General features: G+C 57.5%; 14 protein-coding genes and 1 riboswitch. Of the genes, 4 read left to right on the forward strand and 10 right to left on the reverse strand.

Annotated features, from left to right (window positions below; all coding sequences use genetic code 11):
• Position 1: 1 nt before the first annotated feature.
• The 5 genes from C7964_RS09375 to C7964_RS09395 all read right to left on the reverse strand — a co-directional run bounded on the left by C7964_RS09375 (position 2) and on the right by C7964_RS09395 (position 3,846).
• A complete protein-coding gene (locus C7964_RS09375; RefSeq protein WP_110279366.1) occupies positions 2-688 on the reverse strand; it encodes a TenA family protein in 687 nt (228 codons plus the stop codon).
• Positions 689-826: 138 nt separating this feature from the next.
• On the reverse strand, positions 827-1,636 hold the full coding sequence (gene thiD / locus C7964_RS09380; RefSeq protein ID WP_110279367.1) for a bifunctional hydroxymethylpyrimidine kinase/phosphomethylpyrimidine kinase: 810 nt from the start codon (positions 1,634-1,636) through the stop codon (positions 827-829).
• On the reverse strand, positions 1,633-2,274 hold the full coding sequence (gene thiE / locus C7964_RS09385) for a thiamine phosphate synthase (protein ID WP_110279368.1): 642 nt from the start codon (positions 2,272-2,274) through the stop codon (positions 1,633-1,635). The genes thiD and thiE overlap by 4 nt, the downstream gene beginning before the upstream one ends.
• Positions 2,274-3,047 carry a hydroxyethylthiazole kinase gene (gene thiM / locus C7964_RS09390; protein WP_110279369.1) on the reverse strand — a complete coding sequence of 258 codons (774 nt, stop codon included), beginning with the start codon at positions 3,045-3,047 and terminating at the stop codon, positions 2,274-2,276. The genes thiE and thiM overlap by 1 nt, the downstream gene beginning before the upstream one ends.
• 48 nt (positions 3,048-3,095) lie before the next feature.
• A riboswitch (TPP riboswitch) is annotated at positions 3,096-3,184 on the reverse strand.
• A 401-nt stretch (positions 3,185-3,585) separates the two neighbouring features.
• Positions 3,586-3,846, reverse strand: a complete 261-nt coding sequence (locus tag C7964_RS09395) for a hypothetical protein (RefSeq protein WP_110279370.1) — start codon at positions 3,844-3,846, stop codon at positions 3,586-3,588.
• A gap of 167 nt (positions 3,847-4,013) precedes the next feature.
• On the opposite strand from C7964_RS09395, the gene C7964_RS09400 reads away from it, so the two are divergent.
• Genes C7964_RS09400 through C7964_RS09405 form a run of 3 tightly spaced genes read left to right on the forward strand, consistent with a single transcriptional unit; the run spans position 4,014 to position 6,239 of the window.
• Positions 4,014-5,423 (forward strand): class I adenylate-forming enzyme family protein, encoded by a 1,410-nt coding sequence (locus C7964_RS09400; protein ID WP_110279371.1) that lies wholly within the window; start codon positions 4,014-4,016, stop codon positions 5,421-5,423.
• Complete coding sequence (locus C7964_RS19945) at positions 5,414-6,028, forward strand: GNAT family N-acetyltransferase (protein ID WP_181417139.1); 615 nt, start codon at positions 5,414-5,416, stop codon at positions 6,026-6,028. Before C7964_RS09400 ends, C7964_RS19945 begins: the two co-directional genes overlap by 10 nt.
• A complete protein-coding gene (locus C7964_RS09405; protein ID WP_181417140.1) occupies positions 6,018-6,239 on the forward strand; it encodes an acyl carrier protein in 222 nt (73 codons plus the stop codon). Before C7964_RS19945 ends, C7964_RS09405 begins: the two co-directional genes overlap by 11 nt.
• A 121-nt stretch (positions 6,240-6,360) precedes the next feature.
• Here C7964_RS09405 and C7964_RS09410 read toward each other — a convergent pair whose 3' ends face one another.
• From C7964_RS09410 to C7964_RS09430, 5 genes are all read right to left on the reverse strand, one after another.
• Positions 6,361-7,422: an ABC transporter ATP-binding protein gene (locus tag C7964_RS09410; protein ID WP_110279373.1), complete on the reverse strand. Its 1,062-nt coding sequence runs from the start codon at positions 7,420-7,422 to the stop codon at positions 6,361-6,363.
• Between the two features lies 1 nt (position 7,423).
• Positions 7,424-8,524, reverse strand: a complete 1,101-nt coding sequence (locus C7964_RS09415; RefSeq protein WP_110279374.1) for a glycoside hydrolase 5 family protein — start codon at positions 8,522-8,524, stop codon at positions 7,424-7,426.
• A 74-nt stretch (positions 8,525-8,598) separates the two neighbouring features.
• Entirely contained in the window at positions 8,599-9,801 is a 1,203-nt protein-coding gene (locus tag C7964_RS09420) for an extracellular solute-binding protein (protein WP_220000166.1), read from the reverse strand.
• 96 nt (positions 9,802-9,897) lie between these two features.
• Positions 9,898-10,731, reverse strand: a complete 834-nt coding sequence (locus C7964_RS09425) for a carbohydrate ABC transporter permease (RefSeq protein ID WP_110279375.1) — start codon at positions 10,729-10,731, stop codon at positions 9,898-9,900.
• On the reverse strand, positions 10,728-11,795 hold the full coding sequence (locus C7964_RS09430) for a carbohydrate ABC transporter permease (RefSeq protein WP_220000167.1): 1,068 nt from the start codon (positions 11,793-11,795) through the stop codon (positions 10,728-10,730). The genes C7964_RS09425 and C7964_RS09430 overlap by 4 nt, the downstream gene beginning before the upstream one ends.
• A 115-nt stretch (positions 11,796-11,910) precedes the next feature.
• Here C7964_RS09430 and C7964_RS09435 point away from each other — a divergent pair, with 115 nt between their 5' ends.
• On the forward strand, positions 11,911-12,939 hold the full coding sequence (locus C7964_RS09435) for a LacI family DNA-binding transcriptional regulator (RefSeq protein ID WP_110279376.1): 1,029 nt from the start codon (positions 11,911-11,913) through the stop codon (positions 12,937-12,939).
• Positions 12,940-13,012: the final 73 nt, after the last annotated feature.

Consider the following 13,012-nt stretch of genomic DNA (forward strand, 5'->3'; position numbering starts at 1 on the left):
GTCACCCGCCGCGCAGTCCCATATCCCAAAACGCAACCTCGAGCCGTGTTGCTGTTGTGAACCGTGCCTGAAGGTTCGGCCAGCGCTGGGATGTGGTTGGGTCGGGGCCCAATCGCCGAGCGATTGCACCATCTATCATCTGACCGACTGACGCCATCACGGTTTGATATTCCGGGTCGCTGTAGGTGTCGATCCAGTCGCGGTAGGGCGTGTCCGGGGCAGCCGAGCGTGCAAGCCGCAAGCCGATTTCCCCGTAACCAAAACAACATGGGGCAAGTGCTGCCATCAGATCAAGGAAATCGCCTTGCAGCCCCGCGTCCATCACATATCGCGTGTAGGCAAGGTTTTCGAATTCCTCGACTGCGCCAAAGAGTGCCGCCTCATCAATGCCTTGGGCGGCACATGTTGTCACATGCAGCGCCATCTCGTGATTGACCAAAGCATCAACTGTGCCCGCACAAATCTTCATCTCGTCCAGCGTCTCGGCCTTGACCACGGCGAGGGACCAGGCCCGCGCAAAATGCACAAGGAAGACATAGTCCTGTACAAGGTAATGCAGGAAAGATGCGCGCGATAAAGAACCGTTCCGCAGACCTTCGACAAAGGCATGATGGGTATAGTCGCGCCATGGACCGGGGCAACCGGCCCGCCAATGGGCAAAGGTTTCACCATAAACGGAACCGGTCATGCCACGGCCCCCGCAGAGTGGGTATCATCAGCAGTATGGCGTGACGGGAACTGACCCACATCAGCCGTAACCGTCCCGTATGTCGCACAGCGGCCAATTTGAATTGCAGTGGTTAAAATAGTGGTTCTCATAGCATACTCACTCTGATTTGGGGGAAAGGCTGGCAAAATGGTGTGTGGGGCCGTGGCCTTTGCCGACGGACAGGTCACCAGACCGCTCAATGGCTGTTGCGACATAGGATTTGGCGGCGGATGTGGCCTGCGCGACGCTGAGCCCTTTGGCGAGATGTGCCGCCAAGGCAGACGAGAGCGTACAGCCGGTGCCGTGGGTATTTGCCGTTGCGGTGCGCAGGCCCTCAAACCACGTCACATCGTCATCGGTCACAAGGCAATCAGGGCTGTCCGGCCCCTCAAGATGACCGCCTTTCATCAACACGGCGGTCGCACCCAGATCACAGAGCGCCTTGCCTTGCGCTGCCATCGCATCACGCGTGCTCGCCGTGGCAGCGCCCAGCAAATGCGCAGCTTCGGGCAGGTTCGGCGTCAGCACCGCAGCCATCGGCAAGAGCATGTCACGCAGCGTTCTTACTGCGTCCGGTTGCAGCAATGCCGCGCCCCCTTTCGCGATCATCACAGGATCAAGCACAATTGGAGTCCCTTTGTATCCGGCCAGTGCGTCCGCCACTGCGGCTGCAATATCCGCGTTGGCGATCATCCCGATCTTGACGGCGTCCACGCGGATATCGGCAAAGACGGCTGCGATCTGGTCGTGGACAAAGGCGGGCGGCACGAGGTGGATGCCCGTGACACCCGTGGTGTTCTGCGCCGTCAAAGCCGTGATGGCAGCCATCGCAAACGCGCCACTGGCAGAAATCGCCTTGATGTCGGCCTGAATGCCGGCCCCGCCCGACGGGTCAGACCCCGCAATACTCAGCACGTTGGGTATCATGCGCGGCCCTCCGGTTGGAACGTCGCGAATGCACGGGATGCGATGCACGGGTCAGGCTGGCCGCAAATGGCAGAGACAACGGCCATGCCATCTGCACCGCTGGCAAGAACACCGCTGATATGATCGGGCTTCAGACCGCCAATCGCCACGTTCGGTATAGACGACAGCGCGACCAGCTGCGCCAAACCGTCGAAACCTATCGGCTGCGCATGATCGGTTTTTGTGGCCGTGCCAAACACAGGGCCCAGACCGAGGTAGTCGACCAAAGAAGGATCAGCATCACGCACCGCTTGCGGCGTTTCGCACGACAGCCCGAGTATTTTGCCCGAACCCATGATCGCGCGCGCCTGTGCAGGCGAGATATCCCCCTGCCCGATATGCGCGCCATCCGCGTTGGCCGCCGCAGCCGCCACGACATCATCATTGATCACCAGCGGCACGCCTGACCCTTGCAAAGCGGTTTTCAGGGCGACCGCCAGATCGGTCCGCTGGGCGGTGGTGGCGTGTTTATCGCGCAACTGAACCATGCTCACACCGCCCGCCACAGCGCGGCGCACAGTCTCCACAACGCCGATCCCCGCGCAAAGCAGCGGATCGGTGACCAGATAGAGACGCAATTGTTTTCTGAGGCTTCCCATCAGCCGATGACCCCCGCCAGATCGTCCGGCTGGGCAGCGGCGAGTGCATCGAGGAAATGCATCTGAAAACTGCCGGGCCCATGCGCGCGCGTTGCGGCGGCGGTTCCCGCGACTTTGAAATGCGCAAGGGCTGCAAGGGCTGCATCAAAGGCAGGACCGGTCGCAGCGTAAGCCCCCATCAAAGCGGTCTGCGAACAGCCCAGCGCGGTGACCTGTGGCATCAAGACCGAGCCACCCGAGACCTCCGCCTCTCGCTTGCCATCGGTCAGGTAATCAACGGGCCCTGTGACTGCCACGACCGTGTCAAACTGCGTCGCAAGCGCCCTTGCAGCGCCCTGTGCTGCCGTCACACTGTCCCCGCTATCAACCCCTTTTCCGGCACCGGCCTCGCCCGCGAGCGCCAGTATTTCTGACGCATTGCCACGGACAATCGCGGGACGCTGGGCCAGAAGTTTCTGTGCAGCCCCCCGGCGATACGCCGAGATGAAATGCGCCACCGGATCCAGAACCCACGGAATGTCGTGTGTGTTTGCCACCGCCGCCGCCTCTGTCATACTGGCAAACCATGGCGCGGAAATTGTCCCGATATTGATTGAAAGCCCACCGCAAAGCGGTGTGAACTCGGCCACTTCTTCGGCTGCGTGGACCATCGCAGGCGAGGCACCCGCCGCCAAAACGACGTTTGCCGCGATATTCATCGCCACATAGTTTGTCATGCAATGAACGAGGGGTTTTTCGTCCCGTAGGGCTGTCAGAAGGGCGTGTGCTACCATAGTCATTCCTCTTTTTTGCAGGCAAAAAGAGGGACTATGTATGCAGCGCAAAGAAACATACGACCTCCCTCCGCCAGCATTATCTGGTTCAGGTTCAAAGGGTACATCTCAGCCTTTCGGCGCCCCTGGTGAGTAGATGGCTATTGGTTTTCGCGCCGCTCGTCAAACAGTATGAAACGCTTACGTGCGACATGCGGACATACGCCGCACGTCATGGTCGCATCGTTTCATGCGCACAGCAAACCTTGCTGCTCTGCACTGCAGATGGCTGCGCCCCGCCCTGTGCGACATTACAATTTCGCACGGGTGTCAGGCGATATCTGCAACCGCCGAACGGGATCGTGCAGCTGTCAAAAGACTGTTACAATCAGGGCACCAAAGGCAGCAAATAAAATAAAACCCCCGGCGGTAACGCCGGAGGTCTGTGTGATCTTGATTGCTAAGCTGCCGTGTTATTTAACATTATTGGATTCATGAGAAGGCTAGTCAATCCGCGCTGTGCAGTCGCTTTATCCTAAAACTATTCGATTGAAGACGACTACTTATCGCCTAGCTCGCTCTCGCTTTCGCCGCCGCTGTCGCCACTGTCACGCGAGGCCAGACCGACAAACAGCGCCACAACAGCAACGGGAATAACCCAGCTGGGAATACTGCCGGCAGCAGGTGCAACCTCGACCGGATCTTCTACGACAACAGGCGCTTCTACGATCTCGTCGGCCAAGCCACCAGCCGTTGCAGCTGTTCCCGATAACGCAATCGCCGTCGCGGCGGTGAGCGTGGCCTTAAAACGTTTAAGCATATTGATCACCCTTATTTTTATAATCTTTGCGCATTATATGATAAGCAAAAGGCTTACTTGAAGCAAGAAAAAGTTAACGATAGTAAAGATAACAGCATACTAAGGTTTCAACTTATTCGTCCCGAGGCACGTTGACACTAGGATGGCAAAAAGGGCGTTTCAAATTGATGGCAGAAGTAGACGACGCCTTGCGCAACCTCATATCTGGACCCGCGCGCATGACCTGTGTCAGGTCCGGTCGTACGGTTGATCGTCCCGCGTTCGGGCAGCTGGTTGATGCCCGTGCAACGGAGATCAAAAAGCACATACCGCCAAGCCCTGCCCGCATCGTCATTGCGATAAATGACCCCATCGACTGCCTTGTCAGCCTCTTTGCTGTCTGGCAGTGCGGCAGATGCGCTGTCATGGTCAATCCGGACATCAAAGACAAGGAACGGGGAAATGTGATCGCAAGCACTGGCGCATCGCTATGGCTTGAAGACGGCCACGCGGTTCAGCCCCTTGCCTTTGATCCTCGCGATGATGACATCAAGAACGCCGCACTCATTTTGATGACGTCAGGTACGACAGGCGTGCCCAAAGGCGTGACCCATAGTCTTGCCGGACTGCAGGCGCGACTTGAAGAAAACCTCAAGGCGATCGGTCCAGCGGCGCTGCAGCGGACCCTTTGCACCCTGCCCCTGTTCTTCGGCCACGGGCTGATTGGAAACGCGCTCACGGCACTCTACGCAGGACAGCATCTCTTTCTTTGGCCCAAGGTGCAGATGAACGAACTTTCCTCTTTTGGGGCCACTCTCGATAGCAACGGGATTACGTTCTTCAGTTCCGTTCCATCATTCTGGCGTATGCTTCTGGCAGTATCCTTCCCGCCAAAAGCGCCGATGCAGCGCGTCCACGTCGGTTCAGCGCCGCTATCGGCGGACCTGTGGCGGAAAATCGGTGAATGGTGCGGGACCGGAAATGTCTTTAACACATACGGGATGACAGAAACCGCAAACTGGATTTCCGGCGGAGCCTTCGGTGAAACCGAAAGCACCGACGGCTATGTCGGCCGCCCTTGGGGTGGTGAATTCAGGGTTCTCCGCGACGGGCATCTGCATGACACTGGCGAGGGGGAAATCGCCGTCAAGAGCCCGGGCCAGATGCTGGGTTTCTGGCGCGATGCAGACAAGACGCGCGAAACGATGATGGACGGTTTTTTGCTGACAGGCGATCTGGGGCAGCTCTCGGCTGACCAGTCACTCCGGCTGGTCGGACGCAGCAAGAACGAAATCAACATCGCGGGGATCAAGGTCCTTGCCGAAGAAGTTGACATGCTGCTTGAGTCACATCCAGACGTTGCGGAAGCCTGTAGTTTCGGTATTCCGGATGCCGTTTCAGGCGAGCGCGTCGCAGCGATCGTCCGGGCACGCACCCCTGATCTGCTTGCACAGGATCTGATCCTGTGGTGCCGACAGAACGCGCGGGCGGACGCGGTGCCTTCCAAGATTGAAATTGTTGATGAAATCCCCAAGAATGACCGTGGTAAGATTGCAAGAGTGGATGTCAAAGCAAGGATGATTGCCAAATGGTCCTGAAACTCATGCGCCGAAAAGAGCCCCCTGATCCTTATCTGTGCAAGCCGATCATTACCGATCGCTTCAATCTGGTGAACTGTACGCGTCAGCAAGCCATCAAATCCACAGCACCCTGGCGGACCGACAGTGAAATTCTGCATAACCTGATGATGCCCAAGGCAGCCTACACCGACTTTCAGTGGGTCAAGGTCATCGGGCGGCCAGATGGCCACTCGCGGTTCTTTCATGCGATTGTTGCGAAAGAGATCAAAGGAACGATCGGCACACATAGGGTGACAATCGACAGGTCAGGCAATGCAAGCCTTGCACTCGTCATCCATGCGCGGAGTTGGTGGGGCAAGGATGTCTTTGAAGAGGTCCGTACAGGAATCATGGATCACTTTAGCGCCTCTGACCGCGTTGTCCGGTTTCAGGGGCGTGTGCTCAGTCGCAACTTCAGTTCAATCTACAATTACAACAAGATGGGGTTCCGCATGATCGGCTATGATCGCAAGGCGTGGCTATCCCCCGTCACAGACGAGCATTGCGATACAATCTATTACGAGATGCTGGCAGAAGACTGGCAAAAGAAACGCAACGGACAGGACAAGACAGATGCACAGTGAGGCCGTCTCGATCATCGCCAAAGCGCTTGGTGTGAGCGAAGAGAGCATCACCGCAGAAACGAGCCTGATGACGACCACGGAATGGGATAGTCTGGCACATTTCCGCATTGTCTTGTCTCTGGAAGAAAGACTTGGGCGTCCGCTCGACCCTGTCGAAATCACAACTCTGATAGATTTCTCTGCGGTAATGACGCTCTTGGACCACGCCTAGCGCCCCTGTCGTTAACAGAGGGCCCGCATGCCTTGAACGGTAATGGGAAGGCACAGCATTGGCAGCCCAAGCAGGCCTTTTCTTCGGGCAATAATCCCGCATATGGCACGCTCCCAAAGACTTAGTCGCGGATACGCTGCTCGGTTTCCGGATCGAACAGATACAGTCTTTTCGTCTCGAAGGTCAGACCAACGCGCTGGCCTTCCGAAACACGCTTATCGCCACGTTCCTCGACGACAATCCGTTCGCCCTCTTCCGTGAGCAAATAGGCATATGAGACCCCACCAAGGCTTTCAACCAGATCGACGGTCACGGCGTCACCCGCCGGATCGATCATCAGATGCTCGGGGCGCAGCCCCACCGTGACACGCCGCCCCCTGTGGCCACCTGCGAGACCGGTCGGCACGGTCTGCTTGAGACCAATTATTTCCACACCCGCTTCGGTGATTGTTCCATCCAGAAAATTCATTGCGGGGCTATCATTGAAACCCGCGACAAACTTGTTGTCGGGGTCGTGGTAAAGCTCCATCGGTGCGCCGACCTGTTCAATTCGCCCCAAGCGAAGCACAACGATTTTATCGGCCAGCGTCATCGCCTCGACCTGATCATGCGTGACGTAGATCATCGTTGCGCCGATTTCCTTATGCAGACGCGCGATTTCCACCCGCATTTCCACACGCAATTCGGCATCAAGATTGGACAGCGGTTCGTCGAACAAAAACACGTCCGGCCCGCGCACGATGGCGCGTCCGATGGACACGCGCTGCCGTTGCCCGCCTGACAGAGCGGCGGGTTTGCGGTCAAGATAGTCATCCAGTTTCAAAATGCGCGAGGCCTCGGCCACCTTGGCCGCGATCACGTCCTTGGGGTGTTTGTTCATGCGCAACCCAAAGCCCATGTTCTCCTTGACGGTCATATGCGGGTAAAGGGCGTAGGTCTGGAACACCATCGCCACGCCACGGTCCGAGGGGTCAAGCCGTGTCACATCACGGGCACCGATATGCATCTGGCCTTCGGTCGTTTCCTCCAACCCGGCGACCATGCGCAGCAAGGTTGACTTCCCGCAGCCGGAAGGACCAACGAAAACACAGAACTCACCATCATCAATCTCAAGATCGATGCCGTGAATAACCTGAACGTCGCCATATTTCTTGATGATGCTGCGCATCGTGACACCGGACATATCAGGCTCCTTTGATAGACTGGTTTTGGTGGCCCTTTGTGAGGGTGCGGATCGTCTCGACTTCACGGGACTCATAAGCCCTGCCATCGGGATGAAGCAGATCATGGAACCAAAGATCATCCGTTGCGTGTCCTCCATGGGCGCGCACGAGATCTTGTGGCCAAGCCAGATGCGTTTGTGAGCGGCCCTGCACCAATCCCCATTGGAAGCAACCCACCTTGCGGTCGTGGTACATGGGCAACTGGTCGGAAATTGTGCTGTCCACCGCCCGTGCCATCCATTCGGTACAGAGCATCGGACGATCGAGAACGGACAGATAATCAATAAAGCGCTCTACCTGATCGGTGCGCCAATAGGCGTGGAATGTGATGATGTCAGAGTGCAGCAATGCGCTGCGGTCAATCTCTGTCTGATAGGGGTGTGCCGCCTCGCCCGGCAAAGGTGTTGTCCAGGCAGCAACCGTCAAAGGCTGCATGGGATATTGCGAGCGCGCCCATGCAAAGGCGCTTTCCATCAAGGCAAGCGAATGGCTTTCGAGATCACGGGGGTAGCGCGAAAATCCGTCTTTGCTGAATTGCATCCTGTTGCCGGGTTCATTGTAGATGTCCCAGAACAGGATCCGCCGGTCATTCCGGAAAGCGCGCACAACGCCGATGACATAGGCCCGCAGGGTGTCATGCCGTTCCGCATCCATGACCACATCGCGCCCCGGACTGGCAATCGCGCGGCTGTTATGCACCCCCGCAATCGGATCCGGCTGTGGACCATAGACAGGTTCGACCCCTCCAAAACCGCAGTCATCAAACAGACAGAGCGCGGTCTTGATCCGGCACTGGTCCGCAACCGCCAGCAGGCTGTCGATACGCTCCAGAAAACCGGCGCGGTCGTGCTCCCAGAAAAGCGGGTGGAGATTGACACGCATCGCATTGAAGCCGATGTCTGCCGCCCATTGCAGTTCCCGTGTGATTGTTGGCAGATCAAAGCTGTCTGCGTGCCACATTTCGAGAAAATTCACCGCCGTGGATGGCAAGTAGTTAAACCCACATACCCAAGGTTGGGCGTCCCACCATGCGTTTGCGTCTTTGGTTGTCCAGCGGTCCATGCACGTGTCCGTAATGCTAGAATAATGAAGACGTCGCCCCGACCCGAGAGATCGGAGCGACGGGGGGGGCGTGCCTAGCGGTCAAGCAAGTCCTGCACCTCGAACTCTGCATCCTGCAGGGCCGCTTCCACCGGTTTGTCGGTCAGCCAGATGGCCTGCAATTCGCGGTTCAGCACATCCTGGATTGCACCATAACGCTCGGATGGTGGCGTGTCCCTGGCGATGGCGGCGGTGCCTGTGTATTCATCGCGGTGTGGCAAGGATTGATAGGCTTCGCTGTCCACCACCGACTGACGCACGGACATATGGCCGGTGCGGGCCCAGTCGATGTTGTGATCATTGATGAAAGCCAGCACTTTCAGCGCCGCTTCGCGCTCGGCCCCTTCCAGCGATGCAGGGATTGCCCACATGTGGCTGTCCGCCCAGGTTGCGCCTGTTTCAAAGAGTGTTGGGAAGTCGGCAACATAGTAGTTATCAAGTGCCACCTCCTCTTTCGCAGCCTCTGCGCTGTAGAAATCCACAACCCATGTGCCGTTCACAAGAACCGCAGCCTCGCCGTTCAGGAAAGCCTGCTGGCTGTCCGCATAGTTGAGCTGCGGGTTGGCGTAGCCCGCGTCGAAGAGCTGTGTGATCGCTTCAACGGCGTTCTTGCCGGCTTCGGTGTTGATTGTGGCGGTGCCGTCATCTGTAAAGATGTTCGCGTTTTGCTGCCACATCAGGGCAAGCACCAGACGCACACCAATCGGGAACTGTGCAAAGTCCGCTGCCAGATAGTCCTGACCGGTGGCCTCTTTGACCATTGCCGCATGTTCCATCATTTCAGCCGGAGATGTTGGCAATACCGGCGCGCCGTTCTCGACCAATCCGGCTGCTTCCATGATGTCCATGTTCACATGCCAGAGGTTGGCGTGGAAATCCATCGGGACGCCGTAGATCCCGCCATTGTAGCTGACTGCATCAAGTGCCGCAGGGGACCAGTCGGATGCGTCGATGCCTGCCGCTTCCAGCTCACCGGAAATCTCAGCGAGCGCCCCCAGACCGGCAAATTCAGGGATGCGGTGCCGGTGCATGACGTGCACATCGGGCGGCGTGCCACCGGCGTAGGCCGCCTTGATCTGGTCGTAGTAGTTGCCCCAGTCGGTTGGCAGCGTGTTGATGCTGATCCCGTCCAGTTCCGCATCGGCAGCGTTGATGATCGACTGGATGATGCAAGCCTCGCCCGCGCTTGTCGTGGTGTCGGTGCCTGCATCCTCGCAGGCGCCGAAAAAGCGGCCCAATGTAATTTCCTATGCCACGCTTTCGGTGGCAATGAGCGCGGTTGCGGCCGCGATGAGTAGCACATGTTTCATGGTATTCCTCCCTAGAATGTGCGGTTAGCCCTTTGATCCGCCCACGGTCATGGCTTGCACCACGTACCGCTGGAAAATCAGGAACAGGATGACAACCGGCAGGGACGCGATAACGCCCGAGGCCATGACACGGCCCAGCCCTTCCGATTGCGCGAAGTTGGATTGGATGGACGCTAGGCCCAAAGTGATCGTGAAGTATTCACGCTGCTGGGCACTGACGAGCGGCCACAGGTAATCGTTCCACGCATAAAGAAACGTCAGGATCGCCAAGGTCATCATGGCAGGCCGCGCGAGCGGCAGCATGACGTACCAGAAAATCCTGAGCCATGTGACGCCATCAAGCCGTGCGGCCTCTTCGATGTCTTTCGGGATGGCGCGAAAGAACTGCATCATCAAGAAGACGCCGATCGGCACGGCCATGCGCGGCAGGATCAGCGCGTGGTAGCTGTTGTGCCAGCCGAAATCTGCAAACATCGTATAAAGCGGAATGAAAACAGCCTGTTCGGGCACCATCAGCCCGATCAGGCAAATCACGGTGATCGTCTTCTTGAACGGGAACTCTAGCCGCGCAAGCGCGTAGCCCGCTGTTGTTGAGACCGCGAGCACGCCGAGCGTCATGCCGACGGCAACGATCAATGAATTCAAAAACCATGCAGGTGTTTGCCCGAAACTGAAAAGGGCTGCGTAGTTGTCCCATGTAAACGGCAAAGGGATCAGCCCGAAGGCAGTGGAGGACGTCGTCCGCGCCAGAACATCATTGGGCTGGAAAGAGAGTGAGACCATCCAGATGGTCGGGACAAGCCAGGTGAAAGCGGGAATGGCGAGCGCTGTGACCAGCCAGTAATATGAACGGTTCATTCCGGTATCTCCCGCCCTACAACAAACTGGATGATGGAAAAGCAGCCCATGATGACAAAAAGAAAGACCGCCATCGCACTTGCCCGACCAAGCTCGCTATCGCGGAACCCCGTCTGGTAGATGTAGCGGACAAGGACCTGTGTGCTGTCATTCGGCCCGCCTTGGGTCATCAGATGCGATTGCCCGAAAACCTGAAAGTGCAGGATGATCTGCAAGATGACGACGACGGTGATGGTGCGCTTGAGGTTTGGCAGAGTGATGTACCAGAACGCCCGCGCGCCCGTGGCGTTATCAAGCGCCGCCGCTTCATAAAGATCTTTCGAGATATCCTGCAAACCTGCGAGAAAGAGGATCATCGCGATCCCGAGGCTCCACCAGATTGTGGCGATCACAATGGCGGCCATGGCGAATTGCTGGTCGGTCAGCCAGTTGATCGGCGTGCCACCCACCGCTTGGGTTATATTTGCGATCAGGCCCTGACGGGGCGAAAACATGATCTGCCAGATCAATGTCACAACAGTTACAGAGAGAACCTGGCTCAGGAAAAACAACGTGCGCAGCATGGACATGGCGCGGGTTTCACGATTGACGGCAGCCGCAAGCAAGAGCGCGGAGATCGTCACGCCCGGCACTGCCAAACCGACAAAGACGAGCGTATTGCCAACGGTGGGCCAAAACCTGCGGTCAAACCAGCGACCACCCTCGCCCGCGTGAAAACCGGGAATAACAATCAGCAGCAACGACGCCACACCGAGGGCAATCGCATTGAAACGGCTTAACTTGTCCCCGAGGCGCAACAGGACTGCGAGTGCCAGTCCAATGAGGCCAAGGACCTGCCAGAATGGCGCTGCAAACAGCGACCATTCGATATTGCGTCCCCACATCACGCGCTCGTAGTTGCGCAGGCCAACAAATTCCTTGGCATCAGGGTTGAACGCGACAGCAAGCAGGTTCCAGTCATGCAGGCTGATCCAGACCCCGCGAAAGAAGGGGTAAATCAGGAAAAGGGCATAGACCGCCAGAAACGGGAGCAGCAACGTGTAGGCCGCCTGTGTTTGGGTCATTTGTCTTGAAGTTCTGGTCCGCATCTCTCCCTCCCCCCAGAGCTATGCCGATTCCTCTTGTGCTAATATTATTAGCAATATTTATTAGCATCCGACAAGGGAAATCGGATCTGGAATGAAATTGACCGAGAAAGAGACCCCGACGCGGGTAACAATGAAGGATGTTGCCCTGCATGCGGGCGTCTCCCAGTCCACTGTTTCTTTTGTGTTGAACGGTTTGGAGGACATGCGCATCAGCCGCGAAACGCGCAAGCGCGTCATGCAGGCGGTCGATGAACTTGGCTACCGCCCCCGCGGCGCTGGCCGCCCGCCCAAGTCGAACCGGACCGGTGTCATCGGCCTGATGATTGATGAGATCGCGACCAGCCCTTTTGCCGCGATATCAATCGAGGGTGTTCAGGAAGAGGCATGGAAAAATGATCTGATCGTAGAGGTCGTCATGACTGGCGGCGACAAGAACTACGAGACCGAGGTGCTGAAAAAGTGGTCCGGCGACAATGCAATCGGTGTTGTCTACGGATCGATCCTGACGCGCCAACTGGTCCCTCCGCAAGGGCTGGCAAGACACCGTGCCGTTCTTTTGAATTGCTATGATCATGACAAACAGTATTCGTCTGTGGTGCCCGCCGAACGCCGCGGCGGCGAGGTCGCGACGGAAGCCTTGCTTGCCGCAGGGCACCGCCGGATCGCCTTTATCTCGGGCGAACCGTGGATGGAGGCATCGGATCAAAGGATGGAAGGCTATGAGCGGGCGTTGCGCGCGGCACGCATTCCCGTTGATCCGTCTTTGATCATGGAAGGGAATTTTCTGCCAAGTGGCGGGCGTGATGCGACGCTGAAACTGATGCAGGCATCCGTGCCGCCAGATGCAATTTTCTGTGCGAACGATCTGACGGCAGTGGGCTGCTATGAAGCACTCAAGGAACTGGGTGTTCAGGTTGGCAAGTCTGTCGCCGTGATGGGCTATGACGATCAGGAAATTGCACAGCACCTGTCCCCTGCCCTCTCAACCGTGCTCTTGCCTCACCGTGAAATGGGCCAATGGTGTGTCGAACAGCTTCTATCGCCAGACGCACAGCTGGTTGTGATAGAGCGGATGGAATGTCCGCTTGTTCTGCGCGCCTCGCACAGATCTGCCCCCTAGTGGCCCTTTGCCGCGCTGTGGATGCCGACATTGTGATGTTGCCTGCTTGCAGTCCCTGCCGCTATGCGACAAA

It is taken from the genome of Loktanella sp. PT4BL (assembly GCF_003201935.1).
GTDB lineage: Bacteria > Pseudomonadota > Alphaproteobacteria > Rhodobacterales > Rhodobacteraceae > Yoonia.

Bases quoted from the DNA above. Each gene is read 5' to 3' on its own strand.
- C7964_RS09425 (WP_110279375.1), bottom strand. From the start codon at position 10,731: ATGAACCGTTCATATTACTGGCTGGTCACAGCGCTCGCCATTCCCGCT.
- C7964_RS09435 (WP_110279376.1), top strand. From the start codon at position 11,911: ATGAAATTGACCGAGAAAGAGACCCCGACGCGGGTAACAATGAAGGAT.
- C7964_RS09375 (WP_110279366.1), bottom strand. From the start codon at position 688: ATGACCGGTTCCGTTTATGGTGAAACCTTTGCCCATTGGCGGGCCGGT.
- thiM (WP_110279369.1), bottom strand. From the start codon at position 3,047: ATGGTAGCACACGCCCTTCTGACAGCCCTACGGGACGAAAAACCCCTC.
- C7964_RS09430 (WP_220000167.1), bottom strand. From the start codon at position 11,795: ATGACCCAAACACAGGCGGCCTACACGTTGCTGCTCCCGTTTCTGGCG.
- C7964_RS09400 (WP_110279371.1), top strand. From the start codon at position 4,014: ATGGCAGAAGTAGACGACGCCTTGCGCAACCTCATATCTGGACCCGCG.
- C7964_RS09395 (WP_110279370.1), bottom strand. From the start codon at position 3,846: ATGCTTAAACGTTTTAAGGCCACGCTCACCGCCGCGACGGCGATTGCG.
- C7964_RS19945 (WP_181417139.1), top strand. From the start codon at position 5,414: ATGGTCCTGAAACTCATGCGCCGAAAAGAGCCCCCTGATCCTTATCTG.
- thiD (WP_110279367.1), bottom strand. From the start codon at position 1,636: ATGATACCCAACGTGCTGAGTATTGCGGGGTCTGACCCGTCGGGCGGG.
- C7964_RS09410 (WP_110279373.1), bottom strand. From the start codon at position 7,422: ATGTCCGGTGTCACGATGCGCAGCATCATCAAGAAATATGGCGACGTT.
- C7964_RS09405 (WP_181417140.1), top strand. From the start codon at position 6,018: ATGCACAGTGAGGCCGTCTCGATCATCGCCAAAGCGCTTGGTGTGAGC.
- thiE (WP_110279368.1), bottom strand. From the start codon at position 2,274: ATGGGAAGCCTCAGAAAACAATTGCGTCTCTATCTGGTCACCGATCCG.
- C7964_RS09415 (WP_110279374.1), bottom strand. From the start codon at position 8,524: ATGGACCGCTGGACAACCAAAGACGCAAACGCATGGTGGGACGCCCAA.